The organism is Microcoleus sp. Pol12B4, from assembly GCF_036701385.1.
Lineage (GTDB): Bacteria > Cyanobacteriota > Cyanobacteriia > Cyanobacteriales > Microcoleaceae > Microcoleus.
The window spans coordinates 1-23,203 of sequence record NZ_JAUBQR010000091.1; the positions used below are offsets into that span (position 1 = coordinate 1).

General features: G+C 49.3%; 14 protein-coding genes. 12 read left to right on the top strand and 2 right to left on the bottom strand.

All coding sequences use genetic code 11. From position 1 onward, the window contains the following. From QUA38_RS14335 to tilS, 4 genes are all read left to right on the top strand, one after another. Positions 1-1,737, top strand: a 1,737-nt coding sequence (locus QUA38_RS14335) for a CHAT domain-containing protein (RefSeq protein WP_333162798.1), incomplete at its 5' end; no start/stop codon positions are given. Between the two features lie 144 nt (positions 1,738-1,881). Continuing rightward, positions 1,882-2,952 (top strand): c-type cytochrome biogenesis protein CcsB, encoded by a 1,071-nt coding sequence (ccsB, locus tag QUA38_RS14340; RefSeq protein ID WP_333162800.1) that lies wholly within the window; start codon positions 1,882-1,884, stop codon positions 2,950-2,952. 304 nt (positions 2,953-3,256) lie between these two features. Beyond that, positions 3,257-3,682, top strand: coding sequence for a KGK domain-containing protein (locus tag QUA38_RS14345; protein WP_333162802.1), 426 nt, complete (start codon positions 3,257-3,259; stop codon positions 3,680-3,682). 127 nt (positions 3,683-3,809) lie between these two features. Beyond that, a complete protein-coding gene (gene tilS, locus QUA38_RS14350; protein WP_333162804.1) occupies positions 3,810-4,883 on the top strand; it encodes a tRNA lysidine(34) synthetase TilS in 1,074 nt (357 codons plus the stop codon). On the opposite strand, the gene hmpF is transcribed toward tilS, so the two are convergent. Next, positions 4,880-6,625 (bottom strand): pilus motility taxis protein HmpF, encoded by a 1,746-nt coding sequence (gene hmpF / locus QUA38_RS14355; protein ID WP_333162806.1) that lies wholly within the window; start codon positions 6,623-6,625, stop codon positions 4,880-4,882. The two genes, tilS and hmpF, sit on opposite strands and share 4 nt — an antisense overlap. A 300-nt stretch (positions 6,626-6,925) precedes the next feature. Continuing rightward, on the bottom strand, positions 6,926-7,078 hold the full coding sequence (locus QUA38_RS14360) for a hypothetical protein (protein WP_333162808.1): 153 nt from the start codon (positions 7,076-7,078) through the stop codon (positions 6,926-6,928). Positions 7,079-7,806: 728 nt separating this feature from the next. On the opposite strand from QUA38_RS14360, the gene QUA38_RS14365 reads away from it, so the two are divergent. The 8 genes from QUA38_RS14365 to QUA38_RS14400 all read left to right on the top strand — a co-directional run bounded on the left by QUA38_RS14365 (position 7,807) and on the right by QUA38_RS14400 (position 22,758). After that, a complete protein-coding gene (locus QUA38_RS14365) occupies positions 7,807-8,028 on the top strand; it encodes a hypothetical protein (RefSeq protein ID WP_333162810.1) in 222 nt (73 codons plus the stop codon). Positions 8,029-8,253: 225 nt separating this feature from the next. Further along, complete coding sequence (locus tag QUA38_RS14370; RefSeq protein ID WP_333066407.1) at positions 8,254-9,492, top strand: response regulator; 1,239 nt, start codon at positions 8,254-8,256, stop codon at positions 9,490-9,492. Between the two features lie 330 nt (positions 9,493-9,822). Next, positions 9,823-10,926: a transposase gene (locus QUA38_RS14375; RefSeq protein ID WP_333162813.1), complete on the top strand. Its 1,104-nt coding sequence runs from the start codon at positions 9,823-9,825 to the stop codon at positions 10,924-10,926. A gap of 256 nt (positions 10,927-11,182) precedes the next feature. Next, complete coding sequence (locus QUA38_RS14380) at positions 11,183-11,716, top strand: chemotaxis protein CheW (protein ID WP_190661936.1); 534 nt, start codon at positions 11,183-11,185, stop codon at positions 11,714-11,716. A 147-nt stretch (positions 11,717-11,863) separates the two neighbouring features. Next, complete coding sequence (locus tag QUA38_RS14385) at positions 11,864-14,953, top strand: methyl-accepting chemotaxis protein (RefSeq protein WP_333162815.1); 3,090 nt, start codon at positions 11,864-11,866, stop codon at positions 14,951-14,953. A gap of 140 nt (positions 14,954-15,093) precedes the next feature. Further along, complete coding sequence (locus QUA38_RS14390; RefSeq protein WP_333162818.1) at positions 15,094-15,912, top strand: HNH endonuclease; 819 nt, start codon at positions 15,094-15,096, stop codon at positions 15,910-15,912. A 51-nt stretch (positions 15,913-15,963) separates the two neighbouring features. Next, positions 15,964-21,282, top strand: a complete 5,319-nt coding sequence (locus QUA38_RS14395) for a response regulator (RefSeq protein WP_333162820.1) — start codon at positions 15,964-15,966, stop codon at positions 21,280-21,282. Positions 21,283-21,483: 201 nt separating this feature from the next. After that, positions 21,484-22,758 (top strand): Rid family detoxifying hydrolase, encoded by a 1,275-nt coding sequence (locus QUA38_RS14400; RefSeq protein ID WP_333162823.1) that lies wholly within the window; start codon positions 21,484-21,486, stop codon positions 22,756-22,758. Positions 22,759-23,203 lie beyond the last annotated feature (445 nt).

Here is a 23,203-nt window from a genome sequence, read left to right on the forward strand (position 1 = left end):
CCAACAATTACTCAAAACCCAGCACCAGTCTCAAATGTGCCACCAGCACCAACAATTACTCAAAACCCAGCACCAGTCTCAAATGTGCCACCAGCACCAACAATTACTCAAAACCCAGCACCAGTCTCAAATGTGCCACCAGCACCAACAATTACTCAAAACCCAGCACCAGTCTCAAATGTGCCACCAGCACCAACAATTACTCAAAACCCAGCACCAGTGTCAAATGTGCCACCAGCACCAACAATTACTCAAAATCCAGTGGTTGCGCCTGCTGCTGCGCCGATAAATCTTGCACCGATACCGACACCGGAGCTCGCAGCCAACCAGCCACCCAGCACAAATCGTTTATTTTCGCCCAGCTTGCAAGAGCAAAACCAGATATCTAATTCCTTGCAACAGCGCATTTCACCTCCCGCGTCGGGGAATCTTGACGCTTCCAATTTGCCAACTAACGTCGATGCCGTTATTTTTCCCGTGGAGCAGAGATTTACCAGGGAGTTTGCCGATTACCTAAGTTTGCCATCAACAAATGCGATCGCCACCCTAGAAGATGCCCAAAATACCCTTCGCAGTGTCCAACAAGCCACAGGCATCAAACCAGCTCTCATTTATATCAGCTTTGTACCCAGGGGTTCTACAGTCGATCGACCTTACGGCAGTTCGTCCATCTTGCGCGTAGAACAGCAAATTCAAGCCTCTGACGAACTGGAAATGATGGTGATCACCCCGGAAGGTGTTCCCGTTCGCCAGCGCATCCCTGGAACCTCTCGCGCCCAGGTAATGGAAGCTGTTCGGAAATTTCGCGATGAACTGACTAATCCGGTAAAGCGCAACACTAAAAGTTATTTGCCCTTGGCTCAGCAACTCTACCAGTGGATGGTAGCGCCGCTCGAAGCAGAACTGCAAGCAAAAGGCATTGAGAATTTATCTTTTATCTCAGATATGGGGTTGCGATCGATACCGATGGGTGCCCTGCACGACGGCAAAGGCTTTCTGGTAGAGCGTTACAGTGTTGGCTCGATGCCGAGTCTGAGTTTGACAGATACCAGCCCCGCCAATTTCAAAAATACCCAAGTTCTGGCAATGGGGGCGTCGCAATTTGCAGATATGAGTCCTTTGCCTGCGGTGGAAATAGAAGTAGCGACAATCACGCCGCAGCAGTGGCCGGGCAAGTCTTTCTTGAACGAAGCTTTCACCCTGGCCAATTTGAAATCGCAGCGCCAGCAGCAGCCTTTTGGGATGATTCACTTGGCTACTCACGCCGAATTTCGATCGGGAGATCCGAGCGAATCCTTTATTCAGTTGTGGGATACTAAACTGCGTTTGGATCAGTTACGACAAATGGGATGGCACAGCCCGCAAGTTGAAATGTTAGTTTTGAGTGCTTGCAGGACTGCTGTGGGCGATCGAGAGGCCGAGTTGGGCTTTGGCGGGTTAGCCGTGCAAGCCGGGGTTAAATCGGCTATGGCAACTCTCTGGTATGTCAGCGACGAGGGCAGTTTGGGGTTGATGACGGAGTTTTACGGGCAGTTAAAAACTGCTCCGATTAAAGCAGAAGCACTGCGGCAAGCGCAATTAGCGATGTTGCGCCAAGAGGTGCGAATTGAAGGGGGGATGCTGCACACTTCTGTTGGCAATCTGCCGTTACCCCCGGAATTGGCAAAAACGACGAGTCAGAATTTCTCTCATCCTTATTATTGGTCTGCTTTTAGAATGATTGGCAATCCTTGGTGAGTCGATCGCCCGCCCGTACCTCAACAACCGCCCATCACTCATAATTGCCACAAAAATTCAAAATCCCAAACCCAAAACTGCCCAACCCCAGTACGATCGATCTAGTTAGCAAAAATAAGTAAAAACACTACCGGAGTAATTTTTATGGATCTGGTCGTACTCCAGAACTGGCTGGACAACATCTCCTTTGCCGTTTTGTTCTCCACAATGCTCATTTACTGGGTTGGCGCAGCATTCCCCGGCATTCCCTACCTGGGGGCCCTAGGAACCGCAGGAATGGCCGTCGCCAACCTATCCATCGCCGCTTTACTCGGTTCTCGATGGATAGAAGCCGGCTACTTCCCCTTAAGCAACCTCTACGAATCTTTATTTTTCCTAGTTTGGGGAATCACCGCCATCCACCTAGTCGCGGAAAACATGAGTCGTTCCCGCTTAGTAGGAGTAGCCACATCCCCCGTAGCAATGGCAATATCCGCCTTTGCAGCCCTGACTCTGCCCGCAACCATGCAATCGGCAGAGCCCCTAGTACCCGCCCTCAAATCAAACTGGCTGATGATGCACGTTAGCGTCATGATGCTCAGTTACTCAACTTTAATGGTAGGAGCGCTACTGGCGATCGCCTTTTTAATCGTCACCCGCGGCCAAAAAATCGAACTCACCGGTAGTTCCTTCGGCACCAATAGCAACCGCAACGGCAACTACCGCCTCCAACGCCCTCAAAACCCCGAACCTCAAATTGCAGAAACCAGCGCCGACAGCGCATTAGTTTTCAGCGAACCCTCTTTCAACTCCAACAATAACGGTTTGGGAACCACCGCACTCCTCGAATTAGCAACCGTTCAAACCTCATCAACCGCCCCAACTCAAACCGCAGAACTTCTCTCGCCCCAGCGCTTGAATCTAGCAGAAACTCTTGATAACATTAGCTATCGCATCATTGGTTTAGGATTCCCCTTACTGACAGTTGGCATTATTGCCGGTGCGGTTTGGGCTAACGAAGCTTGGGGATCTTACTGGAGTTGGGACCCGAAAGAAACTTGGGCGCTAATTACTTGGTTGGTATTTGCTGCCTACCTGCACGCCCGCATTACTCGTGGCTGGCAGGGAAGACGCCCAGCAATTTTAGCAGCCACAGGTTTTGTGGTAGTTTGGATTTGCTATCTAGGCGTAAATCTGTTAGGCAAAGGTTTACATTCCTACGGTTGGTTTTTCTAATTCCTGATCCACCAATGGGTCACAGGAGAACAGGATAAGTCAAAGCATCGGGATTAATATCATCTCCGGTTGTAGGGTGGGCAATTCCCACCTTACTCAACCAGCGATATTCTAATAATTAACTCCCTCTTCCTTCTTCCCTTTTTTTACCCGATCGCGAAGTCGAAGCGCCTTCTTTCCTCTTCTAATTTCTGCCTTCCCTCTTCTAAATTCGGTCTTCCTAACCTCCGTCTTTACATCCGTTGCATCCCGTACATTGCTCGTTGCCGAACTTCCTTCATTCATTAAAATAAGGACAATTAATATGGACGAATTGCCAATATTTCCCAAACAAGACGATGTTGTGTCTGCCCCTACCAGCGCTTTGATGTATCAATGTACATTCAAAGTCAGCGAATTTATGGCAATTATGCAGGCGAAATTGGTAGACGAAAAATTATTTTCAGACGGTCTGGATTGCGAGCTATTAAGTGCTGGCAAAGACTGGACTAAAGGAAAACTTAGAATGCGTCTGGAGTTCATTCCGCTTGAACCGGAAATTAAAGAACAAAAAGCCCTTCCTGCCGCTGCAGAAAGATCAGACACCGTGCAAAAATACGCCGTAGATAGCTCAAATCAAACCGATATAGATGAGCCATTAAATCAATGTGACTCAACAGAAATCAGTAATCATTTTCCTATTTCTAGGTATCCAGACCGCGACCCCCAAAGTATAGGAATGTGGAGCTAGGAAGGCAAAGACTGAGAGATTGGGAGAGGGGGATACTCCCCCTTATTTACTCAAAATACATCGGTTAAATCCCGGAAACTGCTCGTTTTATAACTTCCTTATTTTTGCTTAATCAAAAACTGCTCTCATGGCTGAATCTTCCAATTGGACGCACCTGCACGCTCAAGTTCACAGGACGCTGCTGTACCGACAAATATTGCCATCGAATCAGCGGTTGCTAGTAGCAGTATCGGGCGGACAAGATTCTCTGTGTTTAATTAAATTACTGCTAGATTTGCAGCAAAAATGGGGGTGGAATCTAGGAATTGTTCACTGCGATCATCGTTGGCGTTCTGACTCGCAAGCGTCGGCTAATCATGTAGAACAATTAGCTAAAAACTGGGGAATATCCTACTATTTGGAAACAGCCTCGGAGATTTCCAAAACAGAAGCAGCGGCCAGACAGTGGCGATATCTAGCTTTAACCGAAATTGCGATCGCCCACAACTACCCCTACATTGTTACAGGCCACACAGCCAGCGATCGCGCCGAAACACTCCTCTACAACCTGATTCGCGGCAGTGGCGCCGATGGACTTTCCGCCCTCACCTGGAGGCGGCCCCTGCTCGATTTTCGATTGGAAGATCAGGATGAAAATTCCCAATCGAAAATCCAAAATCTAAAATCTAAAATCTATTTAGTTCGTCCCTTGCTGGAAATAACTCGATCGCAAACAGGTCAATTTTGTCAAGATCAAAAACTACCCATTTGGGAAGATTCCACAAATCAAGACTTGCAATATAGTCGCAACCGGATTCGATCGGAATTATTGCCTTATTTGGAAACTCATTTCAATCCAAAAGCCCAACAAGCCCTAGCTCAAACAGCCGAACTCCTCCGCGCCGATGTAGAATATCTCGAACTTGCAGCCAGCGACTTGCTACAGCGAGCAATGTCTCCAATTGCAGACAGTTCGCAGGTGAATTTTCAACTTCCCGTCAAGTTAAATCGCCCAATTTTGCGTGAAGCACCCCTGGCACTGCAGCGACGGGCTATGCGGCAACTACTGAAACAAATATTACCCTCGGCGCCCAGTTTTGAAAGCGTAGAAAAACTAACCAGCTTAATCGTAGCGCCCAACCGATCGCAAACCGATCCATTTCCTGGAGGAGCGATCGGTCGAGTCGAACACCCTTCGATAATTTTAGATATTAAATTTTAAGATGTGATCAAACCCGAAAGGACTTGCCGCAAATCTGAAACTACCCGATCTTGCTCCTCTCCCGTCTGCTGCACCCGATCGAGTTCCCCCGTCGCCGCTTCGAGCTTTTGGCGTAGCGCATTCAAATTGTCCTGCACCGGCTGCAACATTTCTTGATAAACATTCACTCTGCCCCATAGTTGCGCCACTGCACCTTTCTGGTTGAACAAATTCTGCTCTAACTGCTTGAGTTCGTAACGTTTCGCCTCACTTTCCCCATTTTGGCGGTTGACATTTGCCTCAATTTGGGATACAGCTTCCCGCACCTGCTGAATTTCGTTTTCCAGTCTTTGCAATTCTTGGCTTTGCTGCTGCCGCTGAGTATTGAGCTGTGCGACAATCGGTCCCAAATCAATATCTCCTCGCTCTTGTTTGGGAGCATTACCAGTACCCAGCCGCCGCCACAGCACCGCCTGATGCTGCTTTAAAACATCTTCCCGTTCCTGCAATCGGAGGCGCTGTCCCACCAGAGTTTCGTTTAACATCTGATAACTTTCGAGTTCATCTGCCATTTCATTTTCCAAAGCCATGCGATCGTACTCGCTAGCAGCTTGAATTTTCCCTTGCAGTTCCTCGATTGTCTCCCGCTGCAGAGTCAACTCCTCCTCTTGATCGTTAACAAACCGGAACACTTTTTCCAAATCGTGTTGCAGGTGTTGCACCAGCCCCTGTAACTCATCAACAGGCATCTTCTCCAAAGCTGACACATCTACTTTTTGCTCCGTACCCGCAGTACCCGAAGCAGATGCGAGCCTGGAAACTTGCTGGTAAAGATCCTCAACAGCCCGCACCTGCAAAGACACGGACTGAGCCTGGTCCTGCTTCGCGCTGAGGGTACTTTGCTGCCCTTTAAGCTCCGCCCGAGCTTGCGCCAAAGCATCTTGAGATTGGTACCACTCTTGCCAGCGGTTTTGGAGACTCTGATTTTGTCGATCGACCTCTTCTTGTTGCTGTTGAGCTATGCTTTGTTTTTGCTCCAACTGCTGCCAGTGCTGATCCAGAATTGCCTGTTGAGCGCCCACGGCACTAAAAGACTGATTGAGTTGTTCCCGCACCCCTTGGGCAGAAGCAATTGCCCCTCCCAGCTTCTGCATCAACTCCTGAATCCTCTGGGTCTGCTGCTCATCAACTACTGCCCCCTGCGGAGCCTCAGACTGCTGCTGGGCCACCCGTTGCTGCTCGCCCCGCAACTGTTCCCAAGCGGTCTCAATTTCCACACGACTGCGATCGACTTCTTCTCGCAGTCGGTTAGCTTCATCTCGAGTATTTTCAATTTCTGAGCGCTGAGCCTCCAGTCGCTCCAACTCCTCTTCCATTTGAGCCAACTGCTCTTCGCGGGCTTGCATTTCCATTTCCCGGCGATTGAGTTCCTGACTCGAAAACGTCAGAGAAGCCTTCCACTGTTCTATTTCCTCTTCCTTATCTTTAAACTTGTCCTGCAATCGCGAGAAATTTTGCAGAATGCTCACCAACTGGCGGGCCGCCTCCTGAATCCGCTGCACTTGCTTGCTAGCGCTCAACTCAACCAGCACCAGCGTGCCGTCGTTAAACTTATTAGCTTCCTCAACTGGGATCGCGTCATCGCCTGGTACGGCGCTCCAGTTATGTTCGCCCCGCTGACAAGCTAGCAGTTTCAGTTCAGCCTTACCGCCACCGAGACCAAAGCCGCTTCTCTGTTTTTGTACTTCCGCTAGATACAGCACACTAATAGTCCTCTGCTTCGTAAAACCTATCCCAACTTACTTTAAGTTACTTAAAGGCCTAAAAGATAAGTGGTGTTTACTTCCTACGCTGTTGGGTAGACGGCTAATCCCAAGATAAGTAGGCTATCCCCCTTAAGCCAAAGGTTCTTGGCTAAACATAGCACTGCGTGCGATCTTTAGTCAACTTACCTAAAGTAAATAAGTATAGGCAAGTAAGAATAACTTTTTGCCAATTAACTATTACTTTTTGGTATCGTTGGTCCAATCGGGGGATAGCATTTTTTCTAACTTTAGCAGAACTCACGCATAGCACGTGATCACGGGAGAACTTCTAGAAAGTACCGCCGCCGCCAGTTGTCTGGAGGAATGAGAGAGCAGTACCAATGCCGCTTGATTAAAGACTAGCAAAACTGCGGAGACTGCCATAGCCCAAACCTGAAAAAGGTCAGCCATTGAACCTTCCCACGTCTAAAGCCGGGGGATTCTTGCCCACCTTCTAGACGACAATGGGACATTCAAATATCGCTCTACTCACTCAAAGAACTTTACTTCTCCCGGAGCGCAGACTTGCTGAGTCCTTCATATTTTTAAGGTTGAACGTGACCTATGCTGCAATTATTTGCCCTTTAACTAATCCGAATTAATCGGAATAGTGCGTTGCCGGGGTTGCTCGCCGTCTAGGATATTTCAATGGGTTGAAATTTATTCTTACTTTGGCGAGTCGCTCTGTGCCAATTATACCACTCTGGTTTTAGCAACACAATCGTTTCACGTGACTTAAAAGTCCCTACCGACTGATCCCCAGGTCTAACTCCCCATGTCGTTAGCCTAGGGCTTGCCTCGGGCGTTTCAATCCAAAAATTTGTATTGATTTTACAACTCTTTAGTTATGGGTCGATCGCGATAAAAGCCGTTGCAGCCCCCAAGCTGGGGCCTTACTCCGGCGGACTAGGGATTTGAACCGCGCTGCCTTAGAATAAGGTAATGACGCGAGCCTATGACGCTCGCCGCGGGCGAGCAAAAAGGTTGATCGGCACTGAGGGTTTTCCTGACAATTGCCAACAAAGGTTCATTTTGACAGCACCTAATTTTAGGGCTGTGGCAAACCCAAAAAAACCTCGATCGCAACTCATCCAACCCAACAGACTAGCCTCAAGTTCCCATCGGGGCTTGATTGGCACTTGCTGCTGGTAGCAGCGGTAAAACCAGAGAATCCTCGGTATTTTGAAGTTGCCCTACGCCAAGATGTGTTGGATAAACTGACGGCATACTCAGCCAAAAACTTCAAAACTTTGGCGATCAAAGGCTTGAACCAGTCGGGAATGCCAGCGTTGCACACTCGAAGAACCCGTGCCATCGTGCGATATGGATTCTACGAGTTTAGGCAACAGTGGGAATACTAAGGTGAAACTCTACACTTAGAGAATGCCGCGAGTTTCGCGGTTTCAGCTTGTGGACTGGTAGCGCGGCCGAGGAGCAGCAGCAAGTATCGCCCTTTCGTCAATTCCCAATTGTGAGATCGGCATCGGCGCGTAAATTATTGACGGAAACTAAAGTCAATCTTTCCGCCAGCACACAGCCTTTCCGAACTCAGACGCCAACGGTTTTAAGGAGGACACTTTAGCTGCATGCAGGGAAATTTGAGTGAAATAGACATCCGCAGCATCCTGCAATTGATTGAGTTAGGTCAGCGAACCGGAGAACTGTTCGTAGAGGCCTACACCTCCACCGGCAGCAGCACGGGTACTCAACCTACCTCGCGCTCCCTTGCAGGACAATCCTGGTATGTCTTCTGCTTCAACGGTCAGATTATTTACGCTACCCAGAGTGCGGGCAGTTTGTTTCGCTTGCGCGACTACCTGCGCCGCTACAAAGCAGATACCGCCCTCGACAAAATCCAAGTTCCCTATATGGCATCTACCAATGCCCCAGAATACGGCTACCTATGGGCCCTGCTAGAAAACCACATCCTCACCCCAGCTCAAGGCCGCAATATCATCCAGAGCATGATCCACGAAACCCTATTTGACTTGCTCAGTCTCCACCAGGGTTCCTTCACTTTTGAAATGGGCCCAGCTTTAGCTCCTCAACTGACCAGCTTAGAAATTAGTTCGCTGCTGGCCAAGATTGTCAAACAGGTGCAGCAGTGGAAGCAGTTTCACCCTCACATTCAGTCGCCCAACCAGTGCCCGGTGATTTCAGACCCCTCCGAGCTGCGAGTCGCACTGCCTGTCAATACCTTTAATACTCTCAGACGCTGGGCTGACGGGCACACTTCGATCCGCCAAATGGCGCGCTACCTCAACCGAGACGTACTCACTGTCGCTAAGGCGATTTACCCCTTTGTGCAGCAGGGATTAGTGCAAGTATTTTACGAACCCTCTGTTGCCCCGGCTAACAATAAAAAAGAATGGTCGTCCCCAGAAACCAAAGTTCCGAGAGTTGTCTGTATTGACGACGACAATACTATTCGCAAAACAGTTGAGTCAATTTTAAATGAACACGGTTACGAAGCTACTACGATCGGCAATCCCCTCCAAGCATTGAGTTTGGTGTTTCAACTCAAACCAGATTTAATTCTGTGTGACATCGCCATGCCGGAACTCGACGGGTACGAAATTTGCGCTATGCTTCGTAGTTCTAGCGCTTTCCGGCAGACGCCGATCGTTATGCTGACGGGCATCGACGGATTTATCGATCGCGTTAAAGCCCGTATGGCCGGAGCTACAGACTTTTACACCAAACCTTTTGGTGAAAGCGAATTATTGATGCTGGTAGAAAAATATGTGGGTCCGGGCTACCCTCGGCTCAATCTCTCGGAAAAATTATTAGACCGCTCGCTAGAAGACCAATTAGAAGAAAAATAAATTTCGCACCCATGCCCAGATGGGAGCTTTTTTGTACCTGCGGTTAGATAGAGTCTCGGCCGACACAAAGAGAAAGCTGGGGGTACTATTGGCGATCGCACCATAAACTAGAATGTATTAATCCGCGCGCTGGCATAAGGGCGTCGGTAAAACTCTGTTCAATTTCTAGGTCCAAGTGGGTCTAACACGCTCAAAGTGCAAATATAATATACTTGTTCTCCACTTGCAGCCGCTCCGAAAAACTGATGCACAGAGTTAAACTAAATAGCCAAATAGTTTTCTAAACTTGTCTATAATTTAGCAAACCCCCAACTCTAGGTAAGCTTAACTATGTTTGCCGTCCAACGATCGCTAAAATTGAATAACAACGAAGCGACCTTGATGGCAAAACACGCAGGATTTAGGCGGGTCGTCTTCAATTTCGGGTTAAGCTTGCGGACTCAAATGTATAGTGAGGGCAAGCTTTTGGACTCGATGGTGATCGACGAAGTTAAAAAAGTTCTCACCAACCACGTCAAGAAACAGCCTGAATTTGCTTGGATGAACCAGTTGTCTAGTCGCGTCTACAAAAACGCATTCATTGACTTGAAAGATGCGTTTAGTCCATATCGCTCTGGGAAAGCCGGTCATCCGAAGTTCGCCAGTCGCCGAAACGGTCAATCTTTGAGGGTGGATTCATCCAATGGGAAAGTTCTACTAAGTGCTGGCAACACAATTAAGATTCCTACCTTGGGAACGTTTCGTCTTCACGAGCCACTAGAATGCGGTTCCGTGTCTCAAACTTTTACTATCTCAAAAGAAGGAAGTCGCTGGTCTATTTCATTCTGTGTTGATGCAGAACGTCTACCAGTTCAACAGCCCAAAAGCTCTGTAGGAATCGATGTAGGTATTAAATCTTTTGCCATGCTGTCAAACCAGCAAGTTTTTGACGCACCAAAGCCGTTGAAGCAAGCGAAAAGCAAACTTGCAACAACTTTACAACGTCAAGCTTCCAGACAGGTAAAAGGTTCCAATAACCAGCGTAAAACTTACAACAAAATCAGGCGACTTCACGCGCAAATAGCTTGTATTCGTAAAGATTTCCTGCACAAGTTAACAACTTACTTAGCCCTGACTTTCAAGCTCATCAAAATAGAAGACTTGAATATAAAAGGCATGATGGCAAATCACAGGCTGGCGGGGGCGATATCCGACCTGGGCTTTTACGAGTTCAAGCGTCAACTCGATTACAAATGCCTTATGTATGGAGCGAATTTAGTGCTGGTAGACCAATGGTTTCCTAGTTCTCAAGCTTGCTCGAGTTGTGGCAGCAAAAAAGATATGCCACTGGGTTCTCGGACTTATGATTGTCCTGCTTGTGGTAGATCTATCGATCGCGATCTCAATGCCAGCGTTAATATTTTGAACTTGGAACCCTCGGCAGTCGGGGGATAGCCTACTGATCTTGGGGTAGCCGACTACCCAACAGCGTAGGAAGTAAACTCGGATGCTCTAAAGATGGCTTTAGATAAGTTTAGGTAAGTTTTACAAAGCGGCAAATTTATTGCCAAGGACCTCCGGCCGTCGCGCCATTCACCCCTTGGCTGTGTCAAGCTTGGCTGTGTCAAGTTTCGACCATCGAAATTTCGATCGGGTTATTCTTGGCGGGAAACCTCAACAATTTGCTAGAAATGCAGGTGTCAGAATTATGATTAGCGGTAGCCCAGACTTTATATTACCAGGACTAGGCGTAGATCCGGCTCCGGAATTCCAAGAACTAGAAACTCCCGAAGGCGAACTGCACCTGCGGTTCTACGTTCCTTCGGGGAACGAGTTCGCACTGCCAGCGACAGGGATTAGAGAGGTACTATCCCCTTCCCCAGACCGCATGACACCGATCCCCAACGTTTCCTCTTTGCTTTTAGGTACGCTAAATATGAGAGGACGAGTAATTTGGGTGGCAGACCTCGGCCAATTTCTGGGAGATCAAACACCTCTGAACACAGATAGACCCGAAATCCCGATCGTGGCTGTGGAAGACCAAGACACTATTTTGGGGCTGGCAGTCGATCGAATTGTGGGGATGGACTGGCTCGACGTAGAGCAACTGCACTCTCAGAACAATGCACCAGACGGCATGATTCCATTTCTGAGGGGAGAATGGATGTTAGGTGCACAAGCTCAGAAAGTGCTCCGACTGCTAGATCAAGTGAAAATTCTGCGCTCGGCGCGGTGGGCAGCGTGAAATCGATTTTAGATTTGCGATTTGCGATTTTCGATTGGGGTCTAACCATCAACAGTCACACAACTTGAGGCGCGCATCTAAACATTCAATTCAAGATAAAAATCTAAAATCTCAAATCTAAAATCTAAAATCCAAAGAGGGCGGCAAATGGCAACAAGTACCAACTTTCAGCAGGACTACCAACGGGCAGAAGCGGCCTACATGGATGGCAATTATTCAGAAGCCGCAGCCCTAGTTTATCAATTAGTAGAAGATTTTCCCGAAGACCCCAGCGCTCGCCTGCTGTGCGGACACATTTACTGCTACGGACTGCAACAGTATGAGGTGGCGCGGGAACAGTACACGGTTGTGCTAGGCCTGAGTGACGACCCGAGTTTGGTGGAACACGCTCACAACGGAATTACCTACACAGACCAATTCTTATCTGGAGAGCTGCAAACGGAAAATTTCGAGGCTTTGTCTGCTGAAACTGAATTAGAATTCTACCCAGACTTATCTCTTGATGAAGGGTTAGAAGACCCGGATTTGGGACTTTTTCAAGGAAATTCACCATCCCTTTCCTATAGAAGTCAATCCCCAGACGACATGGAAAACGAGGACTTAGCCGACTTGGGCATGAGTGGCTTGGGGTGGGAAGCGGAAGATGACGATCATGCAGGCTCAGTCCCCGATTTAGCCTCACATTCTAACCCGTTTGGTGGCGACAGCGGCGGAATGGCAGCTTATGCTGAGACCTCCGACTCGCTAGACGACATAGACGAGTTTGCCGACTCGGACTTTGGAGACCCTTTTGCCTTAGATGATGGAGGGTTTGATTCTGCTGACGTTTCTAGCAGCAAAGTATCTGGGAAAAGCTCACCTTACTCAGGAGATTCGTTTTCAGAAGCTCCGACTCAGATGCTCAACGGTCAAAGTTTTGCATCTTCAGAAACCGCGAATTCCTTCGACTCGAACCAACTAGACTCCCCCATCGGGCCCTCGGACAATTTGGGCGAACCTTTTGCTGGGCTCGACTTGCCAGACGAATTTGACGATAACTACGACTACCAATCCCCGCCCCAGAGCGGCCAAAATTACGGTCATAACGCACCTCTGGCCGAAGAGGAAGACCCTTTTGCCGAGGCGATGCCCTCGTCGGGTTTTGGGTCTTCTCGACCTCAGAACAAGCAGCCGAATAACGGGTCGGACTACTCATCAAACTATTCGCTGGCGGAAGACGAAACGCTGTTGATGGGAGGTGCTGTCCCTAACTCTCAAAGTCAAAGGTCAAGCCGGGGACAATTTAATTCAGTCGATCGATCTTCCGCCAACAGCAACGGTTACAGCGACTCGGAACCCCCGGCATTTGGCTCTAGAGACAACTTCGAGTTAGATGCTTTTGATGATGATGCTTTTAGCGATTCTTTCTCTTTCGACGAAAACGAACAAGCGACAGCTTTTGGAGCGTCCGACAAGAACAACAGCGGCTGGTCGTCAAAAGCTGGGAACGTTCAAGAACACAGCGACTTTTTAGACGAATTTGACGAGTTTGACGATTTGGGCAATTTGCCGGACTTTGATATCTCAGAAGATGCCACCAGTTCGATCCTGACTAGAGGTAACACCAATTTCGGCAACTCGACCAGCGGCATGATGGGAACGACGGGCAGCAGCCTGGACTTTGACAACAGCGATGGCTCAGCAATTCGGGATGACGAAATATTTAGCATAAGCGGCCCGGCTGATGCGTCTGTGCCGAGTTTTTCTCCCACCGAAACAGAAGCGCTCGATACTTCGGTAACAGTAGAACAGGGGGGACTGGCTTTCTTGGAAAATGCCCCTTTGTTTACAAAACAGTTGTACACGGCAATCGGGGCGGGACTGGTTTCTCTGGTAGCTGTGGCTTTCGTCACCAACATTGCCTCCTATCAAGCTCTGCGGCAAGACAAACCGGAGGCGATCGTTTACCTGCGCCAAACAGGCTGGGTAATGACCGCAGCCGCAGGCTTTACCAGCTTTTTAACTTCTTGGGGCATCGGCCAATTGATCGCCAAGCAGGTACGCAAGTCGTCGGATAATTTGCAAGCTCAGTTCGATGCCGTATCTCAAGGAACTTTGGATGCTCGCGCTACGGTTTACTCGGAAGATGAATTTGGCAAAATGGCTGCTAAATTCAACCACATGGCGAAGGTCATCCAAACCACGATTAGCGATACCAGGCGCAAGTCTGACGAGCAGGAACAGGCAAAAGAAGACTTGCAGCGCCAAGTGATTCGCTTGCTAGACGACGTGGAAGGAGCGGCCCGGGGTGACTTGACGGTGACTGCGGAAGTGACCGCAGACGTTTTGGGTGCTGTTGCTGACTCGTTTAACTTGACAATTCAAAATCTGCGCGAAATTGTCCATCAGGTGAAGCAGGCGGCGCGGGAGGTCAGCAAAGGTGCTACTGATAGTGCTAAGTTTGCGGGCGATTTGTCTTCCGACGCGCTGCGGCAAGCTGAGGAACTGGCGGCAACGCTTAATTCGGTGCAAGTCCTCACCGATGCGATTCAGCGGGTCGCAGAGAGCGCTAGAGAGGCGGAAGAAGTGGCCCGGGGTGCGGCGGCAACGGCTCTGAAAGGAGGCGAGGCTGTGGAGCGCACGGTGGCGGGGATTTTGGAAATTCGAGAAACAGTAGCAGAAACCACGAGAAAAGTCAAGCGTTTGGCGGAAGCTTCTCAAGAAATTTCTAAGATTGTGGCTTTAATTGCGACGATCGCCTCCCGGACGAATTTGTTGGCCCTCAACGCCAGTATTGAGGCGGCGAGAGCTGGGGAAGCGGGCAGGGGTTTCGCGATCGTGGCAGACGAGGTGCGACAATTGGCAGACCGATCGGCTAAGTCTTTGAAAGAAATCGAACAGATCGTGATGCAAATTCAAAGCGAAACCGGCGCGGTAATGACGGCGATGGAAGAAGGGACGCAGCAGGTTATTGAGGGGACAAAATTGGCAGAACAGGCGAAGCGATCGCTTGAAGATATCATTCAAGTAACTAACCGAATTGACGTGTTAGTGCGATCTATTACTGCCGACACTGTAGAGCAAAACGAAACAGCTCGCGCCGTAGCTTCGGTGATGCAAGCAGTTGAGCTGACCGCTCAGGAAACCTCCCAAGAAGCGCAGCGAGTTTCGGGTGCTTTGCAAAACTTGGTGGGCGTTGCTCGCGACCTTTTGACATCGGTAGAAAGATTCCGAGTAGAAACAGCAGAAAGACAATAATTAAGTGTCTACTGCTTTTTTATCGGCTGATTTACCAGCACATTAGTGTGGCAATGATGGCATAGAAAAAGCAACCTCGCAGTCTTGAAACCCCTGCGGGGATGCTAATTCAACACCTAAAGGAAGTAGGAGTTGCACAGATGGACGATAACATAGTAGAGGTAATACCGGGCATCTTTGGTGAAGTTCAGCCGACGGGCTGTATAATCTCTACCCTAACCAAATCTAGCAGTGGCTATGCCAATAAAAGAATTCGCATTAACGGTGAATGGAAAACGTTTACTGTCCACCGTTTAGTATTAGAAAATATTTTAGGTCGTCCGATTAGACCAGAATACTTTGCTTGCCACACTTGCGATGTTCGCAACTGCATCAATTCCAACCATTTATGGGAAGGTTCTAGGCTGGAAAATTCTCAAGATAGGTTTAAAAAAGGACGTATTAAAGAGGTCGGAAGTACATCTGCTCCGAAACCTCAAAAACAACTGCGAGGCCAAGAAATAATTCCAGGTATTCGGGCCGAAATACAGCCGAACGGCTGCATGATTTGTACCTTGGCTAAAAGAAGTGATGGTTACTCGGTGAAAACTATCAAGATTAACGGGAAAAATCAAAGCTTCTATCCCCACAGACTTGTACTCGAACACAAACTGGGAAGACCTGTTAAACCCGGTTATTTTGCGTGCCACCGTTGCGACGATCGCGGTTGTGTCAATCCTGACCATTTGTGGGAAGGAACCCCCGCCGATAACTCCCGCGATGCTATAGAAAAAAACCGCTTTCCTTTCGTTCCCGGCAAGATATCTGTCCACCGCAAACTCCAACCCCAACAGGTGCGGGAGATTCGCTATCTTTTAAGTGAGGGCATATCGAAAAGAAAAATAGCCAGGACATTTGCCATATCTCGCAGTCAGATTATTCTCTTGGCAAGGGGCGAGATCTACAAAGAGCTTCTCTAGAACTACTAACATAGACCCAATACAATAACGCTTAAAATCAGGAATAAAACTATGCTGCCGGAGCAACAACAGAGGATAATGGGCTACTTTATTGAGGAGGCAAAAGACCACCTCAATACGATCGAACAAGGGTTGCTGAATCTGCAAACCACGATCGAAGACCCAGAACTGGTCAACGAAGTATTTAGGGCCGCTCACTCTGTCAAAGGAGGAGCAGCAATGCTGGGGCTGACCAGCATTCAGCAAACAGCTCACCGACTAGAAGATAGTTTTAAAGTTTTAAAAGAGTGCAGCGTTAAAGTAGACCAACAGCTAGAATCTCTTTTCCTGCGAATTTTTGACACATTGCAAGGGCTCTTAGAGCAACTGTCGGGACCTTTTGGACTGACAGAAGAATTGGGAGAACAAATGGTTCGAGAGTTAGAACCCGTATTTGAAGAACTCAACGGGCACTTGGGGGGACTCGTTGGACACGGAGAACACCATGGAGACGAGAGCTACGCGATGCCAGTACCCGAACCAGTTATGGCGGGGATGGGAGTCGGGGCGTTTGCCTCATCAAGGAGTATTCCCGATTCGCGGTCAGTATACGCACCTGATGCCAGAGCAACAGAAGACAGCGCGCTGCAGCTAGTATTTGACTCAGACGTGCCGGCGAGGATGCGGGAACTCCTGCAAGAGTTTAAACAGCCCGAAGGGCCAGAAAGCAGGCGACAACTCAAGAATATTTGTCGGAATTTGCTCAGGGCAGGGGAAGAATTTGAACTGCCCTGCTGGATAGAATTGATCAAAGCTGTATCCAAGGCGATCGCCAACCCAGAAAATAGCTACCGTACCTTAGCCCCAACGGTAATCAAAGACATCAAACAAGCGCAAGAACTGGTAATTTCGGGTCTAGAATCCTCGATCGCACCAAGCGCAAAACTTCTCGCGCTGCAGCCGGCTGTTTTGGTTCCAGAAACGGATTTTGAAGATTTGCTGGCCTTTGCTCAACCGAGTAAATCCGAGACAAATGTGGTTTCGGTTGAGGATGAGGCGTGGGATCTGGTGGGATCTGGCGATGCCCCGGATGGATTGAACAAGTTGCTGCCGACTATTTCTGGGCTGAGTATAGACGAGCTGTTCGACCAACTAGACAGTGGCGACAGCAACGATGACAGTGGCATTCGATCGTCCCAGTTCGACGAGGATTCCGCCTTCGCAGACTCGGATATGGAGATGGGTGCTTTTAGAGGCTCGACCCGCACAGGCCCGGAAGTGGGCGCGGCAGAACTCAACACTTTAGCTGACTTGTTTGACGGCGAGTCCCCGGAGCTCGACGGCGCTTGGGAAGAAGAAGAAGACCTCGACTACGCACACTCTTCTGGGATATCGGCGGCGGGGATGCTGGGGTCAGACGATGACAATTCCGGGGATTTTACTGATTTGTTGTTTGACGAATACGATGCGGAAACTTCCGAAACGAACACGAAGCCTCCGATTGATGACCTGACGAGTTTGTTTGGGGAGGATTTGCTGTTTGGAGAAGAGGCAGAGGGATCGGCAGTAGCGGCAGGTCAGAAAAATGGGGGTTCGAGCCAGCGGTTAACTCGCAAACAACTTAAAACGGGTAACGGTAAGGGGGGTTTGGAGCGGCGAGAGGACACGGTAGCCCCAGGCAGGGGAGAAGCGGACGAAGATGCTCTCGGTACGCTTTTGGACGAAGTGGCTGCCCAAACTTCTGCTGGTGTTACGGACAATGCTGATTTCGATAACTTGTTCGGCGATTTAGGCTTATCTGAGGCAACGAGTGTGCCAACAGTCTCTTCGGAGTATTCCCTGAAGTCGGAGGGTTTCGACGCAGGATCGAAGGAGCCAGCAGCAGGGGGGGGCAATAATGATGCAGCGGATGCCGAAGCGTCTGCTCTCCCTGAAATGGATGATTTCGATTTGTTCTCTGAGGTTGGCGAGGACTCGGATTTGAGCGAGCTGTTGGGGATTACTTCTAATTTCCTTTCTTCAGAAGACGAAGGTGGGGAGAACGGGGGCGATCGAGATCAAGCTGCAAACATCCCACAAAATGAGGAAATGGGCAACGTTCTTAACATGACATCAAATTCTGATTTAGATATCTCTGCGGATGAAAACTGGCTAGAAGATGCTTTCGGCATGGAAGACGAGTCTGTGCAATCGCTCAACCTGGAGCTGGACGATACGGATTTAGATGCGCTGTTTGGCGATATGACCTCGGGTTCGATTTCTGAGGATGAACAAACTGTGCGGGATCGGCAAGGAGCCGCTACTTCCCGAGAAGCGGCGGATTTGGCTGAGCTGTTCGGTTCTGTACCTACCGGTACTGAGTATGACGGAGAAGCTTCGGGGCAAGCCCGTGGGGGTTGGCTCAATGATGGGAATTCAGAATTGCTGAGTGCGGATGTGGGAGTTGATGAGGGCGACTTGGGGAGTTTGTTCGACAACAATAACAATGGTGCGGCTGTTTCCGACCAAGGCTTGGCAAATTCGGCAGAAGTTGAACTTGGGGCTTTGTCCGACGATCGTCCTGACTCGGAAATTTTAAATGTCGAATCTGATGAGAGCGCAGCTTTCGATTTCTTGGAGGATATGTTTGGGGAAGGTATAGTGCAGCAGGGCGATGCTGGAGCGGCACCAGATGACGGCGCTGCTGTGGCTCAAGAGGAGTTGTCTGCCCAACCTCCCGATGGTTTGTTCGACGAGGTGAGTGCGGATTTGTTTGATCGAGCCGAAACAGATGGCGCCGGGGAGTCGGAGGGCGAAGATGATTTGTTTGATGCCCTGGAAACGGATTTTTTAAGTGCGGATTTAGAGCCGCTGCCTGCAGAATCTCTCGATGGTATGTTTGAGAGCGATGCTGACTTGCTCTCGGCGATGGAAACCGGGGCTACTCTCAACAACGAAGAGCTCGAGGGTTTTGACGATTTGTTGGATTCGATCGATGCTGAGGTTCTGGTGACTTCGGAACTGACGACGGGCTTTTGGGACGCTGAGGACGAGTCGGCCCAGGCCGATTCCTCGGAGCTGGAAGAGGGGTCGCTGGCCGACTTTTTTGCCGAGGGCGAATCAGGCGATGAGGATGCCGAAGGCAATTTTGACGATTTAGAAGCACTGTTAATTGCAGGGGGTGCTGGAGCTGTCATAGCAGCTTCTGGGAGTACAAATCAGAGTCCGGTAAATACAGAAGTTTTTTCGGATCTCGAAGAACTCCTCAGCGAGAGCGCGACTATGCCGGAAATTCCTGCACCGGCGACAACTGCCAGTAAAGCTCCGCGCGCTGCTGCCGATGAGAGCGACGACGAATTTGGCGATTTGGAAAAATTGCTCGAAGATCCCAAGGACAGCGGCCGCCAAGGGGAAGGCAATATGGGGCCATCGGCGATCAACAGACCCAGGCGGAATGCCCGCGCGGGCGGGTTCGGCGACCAGACAATGCGGGTGCCGATCAAGCAACTGGATAACCTCAGCAATTTGATGGGGGAACTGGTGGTAAACCGCAACAGTTTGGAGCAAGACCAAGAACGGATGCGGCAGTTTTTGGACAATTTGCTGCACCAGGTAACGCTGCTGAGCGATGTGAGCCAGCGGACTCAGGATTTCTACGAGCGGAGTCTTTTGGAGATTGCTTTGCTGGCAAACCGTCAGGGACATCGATCGGCCTGGCGCTCTGAGGATTCGGCCCACACGAGGGAAAGTGCCTGGAGACCGGAGGAAATGGACAGGTTTACTCCTTTCCACAGTTTGGCTCAGGAGATTATTGAGCTGATCGTGCGGGTGCGGGAGTCAGCGGCGGACATTGAGTTTTTAGTGGATGAGGCGGATCAGGTAACTCGCCAACTGCGCCAAGTTACGACTCAACTGCAAGAAGGTTTGACTCGCGCCCGGATGAAGCCGTTTGCGGAGACGACGGACAGGCTGTTCCGGGCGGTGCGGGAAATTGCGATTAAGTGCGGGAAGCAGGCTCAGTTGCAGGTTGAGGGTAAGGAGATTTTGATCGACAAGATGATTGTGGATCAGCTATATGACCCGATGACTCACTTGGTGAACAATGCGATTACTCACGGGATCGAAGCGCCGGAGGTGCGTCTGGCGGCTGGGAAGCCTGCAGTGGGCAGGATTACGATTCGCGCTTTCCACCAAGGGAATCAAACGGTGGTTTCGGTTTCTGACGACGGGGCGGGAATTGATCCGCAACGGGTGAAGGCGAAGGCGATTAAGCAGGGTATGCTGACGGCGGCTCAGGCTCAGAGGATGTCTCGCTCGGAAGTTTACGATTTGCTGTTTATGCCCGGTTTCAGCACTCAGGAACAGGCGACGGAGTACGCCGGCCGGGGGGTCGGTATGAATGTGGTGCAGACTTCCTTGCAGGAGATTCGGGGAACTGTGTCGATCGATTCAACCATCGGCAAGGGGACTGTGTTTACCATCCGTTTACCTCTGGTGTTGAGCATTTCTAAGGCTCTGACTTGCATTAGCGATCGAGCTCGCATTGCTTTCCCGATGGATGGGGTCGAGGATATGATCGACGTGCCTCGCGATCAGGTGACGACGGGGGCGGACGGTTTGCCTTGCATTGAGTGGCGGGGTCAAAGCTTGCCGTTCCGGCCGCTGCGCGATTTGCTGGCTTACAACCGCCATTTGGGCCGGGGCAGTGTTTACGGGTTTAATACTGACGATGACATGATTTCGGTGATCGTGCTGCGGTCTGCTGGCAATTTCTTGGCGGTGCAGGTGGATCAGGTTTCGACGGAACAGGAAATTGTGATCAAACCGTTGGAAGGGCCGGTGCCGAAGCCGATCGGGATTGCGGGTGCTACGGTGCTCGGAGACGGTCGGATCGTGGCGATTGCGGACGTTCTGGAACTGATAGATTTGGCTACCGGAAGGCTGCGGAAGGACACTGGCGGTACGCTTTGGGATGAGAGCGAGAAGGCTACTAAGGAGGCGGAAATCGAGAAGACTGAGCCGACTGTGCTGATTGTGGATGACTCGATTACGGTGCGATCGCTCTTGTCGATTACTTTCGAGAAGTCTGGCTATCGTGTGGAAGAAGCTCGCGACGGTAAGGAAGCTTGGGAAAAGATGAAATCTGGTCTGCCTTGCGATATCGTTTTCTGTGATATTGAAATGCCGAGAATGGACGGTTTGGAACTACTTTCTCGGATGCAGAAGGATGCGGTTTTGTGTGAATTGCCGATCGCGATGCTAACTTCTCGCGGTGCTGACAGACACCGCCAAATGGCTTACAGTTTGGGCGCGAAAGGCTATTTCACTAAGCCTTATTTGGAGGAGCAATTGCTTGATGCTGCTTCTCGGATGTTGAAAGGTGAGGTTGTTGGTGCTCCGGTTGGTGTGTAATGTGTAAATCTGCGTTTATCTGCGGTTGAAAAAGGGAATTTGTTAACCGCATATGAAAATGGATTCACGCGGATTGACGCAGATGGAAATGGATTGACGCGGATTAACGCAGTTCATTTCTAATTCATCTGCGTTTATCCATCTTTATCTGCGGTTAAAAAAAGGCGATGTTTAACCGCAGATAAAGATGGATTGACGCAGATGAACGCAGATTTAGATCGCGCGTTGGGTTTTGGTGGTAGGCTGGGAAAGTGGGGTGTAGCGGAAGGGCGATCGAGGTTATTTATGGATGCTGAAGAACTTTTAGAAAAATATGCAGCAGGCGAACGAAAATTTACCAACGCACAGTTAAGTGGGATAGACCTCAAAGGTGCAGACTTGAGTGGAATAAACCTAAACCATGCAAATTTGTCTGGATCTGAGTTGAGTGAGGCAATTTTTACTAAGGCAAACCTGGAGGGAGCAAACTTAAGTAGGGCTTACCTCAGCGGTGCTGATTTGAGTAAGGCAAGCCTCAGCAGTGCCAACTTGAGTAATACTAAGCTGGACAATGCAAATCTGAGTGATGCCCAATTACACGCTGTATCGTTAACTAAAGCCTCCTTAAAGAAAGCAGACTTAAGTAGAGCAAATCTGAGCTATTCAAATTTGACTAAGGCAAACTTGACAGGAGCAGAATTGAGTCGAGTAAAGTTAGAAGGTTCTAGCCTCCAAGATGCCAACTTTCATAGAGCCAAACTCCGAGGCGTTAATCTGTCTGCATTTAACTTATCAGGCGTTAATCTGGCTGAGGCTGATCTTACGGCAGCCGACTTCACAGGGACAAACTTAAAAAAAGCCTGTCTGGCAGGGACAAATCTCGAAAGAGCTGTTCTTGAAAAAGCAAATTTGATGACAGCCAATTTGGAGGGAGCAAACCTTAAAAAAGCAGACTTGACTGATGCTAAAACCTATGGCTGGAATATCATAAATGCAGACTTCACTGATGCGATAATGCCAGATGGAGAAATCTACCAGCCAGAAACCTCTGACGGAGAAATCTACCAGCCAGAAACTTCGGAAAAATTATCCCAAAAAGTAACATCTATGACGCGCAAAATTATTCGTACTGACAAAGCACCCGCACCCGTGGGTCCTTACAATCAAGCGATCGCCGCTACGGGCACTATGCTGTTTGTAGCTGGTCAAATTGCGATCGACATTAGACTAAACGATATTGTCTACACCGACGATGTGGCAAAACAAACCGAACAAGTCATGGCAAATCTCGAAGCCATTCTCACAGAAGCTGGCGCTACTTGGTTGGATGTGGTAAAAACTACGGTTTTCCTCAAAGATATGAATGATTTTGCCGCCGTGAATGCGGTTTATGCGAAATATTTTGATGCGGAAACTGCACCGGCGCGCGCTTGTGTGGAGGTTTCGCGTTTGCCGAAAGATGTGTTAGTTGAGATTGACTGTATTGCTGTGATTTGATTTGAGCTTCTTTGAGAAACCAGGTTTTTTCAAGAAGTCTGGTTTCTGAATATATTTTTTTTAATATTTATGAGTGATTTAACCGCAGAGGGCACAGAGGGCGCAGAGGAAGAGGGGAGAAAGTTGAATAATTTCAAAGTTTATTTATAGCAACCGCCGAGGGTAAAGTGCGCGACTTTATTAACTTCTACAGCCGATCGCACTCTTGTCGATCTGTCGCTGTCGCGCACCTACTCTCAAATCAATCTGAAACAATCAGATTTAATCTCAACTAGCAATTAGCAATTACTAATCACCAGTTACCAATTAGCAATTAGCAATTACTCTATAAGTAATTACCAATTACCAACCGTAAACTATTTATTCAGCGCTTCGCGGGCGGCTACCGCTTCGTCGGGATGAATATTCAAGCGGGTCAAATTAATTCGACCTTTATTGTCAATTT

What these genes read in the sequence shown, in the direction of transcription:
- QUA38_RS14390 (WP_333162818.1), top strand. Translation starts at nt 15,094, where the DNA reads ATGGACGATAACATAGTAGAGGTAATACCGGGCATCTTTGGTGAAGTT.
- ccsB (WP_333162800.1), top strand. Translation starts at nt 1,882, where the DNA reads ATGGATCTGGTCGTACTCCAGAACTGGCTGGACAACATCTCCTTTGCC.
- QUA38_RS14375 (WP_333162813.1), top strand. Translation starts at nt 9,823, where the DNA reads ATGTTTGCCGTCCAACGATCGCTAAAATTGAATAACAACGAAGCGACC.
- tilS (WP_333162804.1), top strand. Translation starts at nt 3,810, where the DNA reads ATGGCTGAATCTTCCAATTGGACGCACCTGCACGCTCAAGTTCACAGG.
- QUA38_RS14345 (WP_333162802.1), top strand. Translation starts at nt 3,257, where the DNA reads ATGGACGAATTGCCAATATTTCCCAAACAAGACGATGTTGTGTCTGCC.
- QUA38_RS14360 (WP_333162808.1), bottom strand. Translation starts at nt 7,078, where the DNA reads ATGGCTGACCTTTTTCAGGTTTGGGCTATGGCAGTCTCCGCAGTTTTG.
- QUA38_RS14395 (WP_333162820.1), top strand. Translation starts at nt 15,964, where the DNA reads ATGCTGCCGGAGCAACAACAGAGGATAATGGGCTACTTTATTGAGGAG.
- QUA38_RS14400 (WP_333162823.1), top strand. Translation starts at nt 21,484, where the DNA reads ATGAACGCAGATTTAGATCGCGCGTTGGGTTTTGGTGGTAGGCTGGGA.
- QUA38_RS14370 (WP_333066407.1), top strand. Translation starts at nt 8,254, where the DNA reads ATGCAGGGAAATTTGAGTGAAATAGACATCCGCAGCATCCTGCAATTG.
- QUA38_RS14385 (WP_333162815.1), top strand. Translation starts at nt 11,864, where the DNA reads ATGGCAACAAGTACCAACTTTCAGCAGGACTACCAACGGGCAGAAGCG.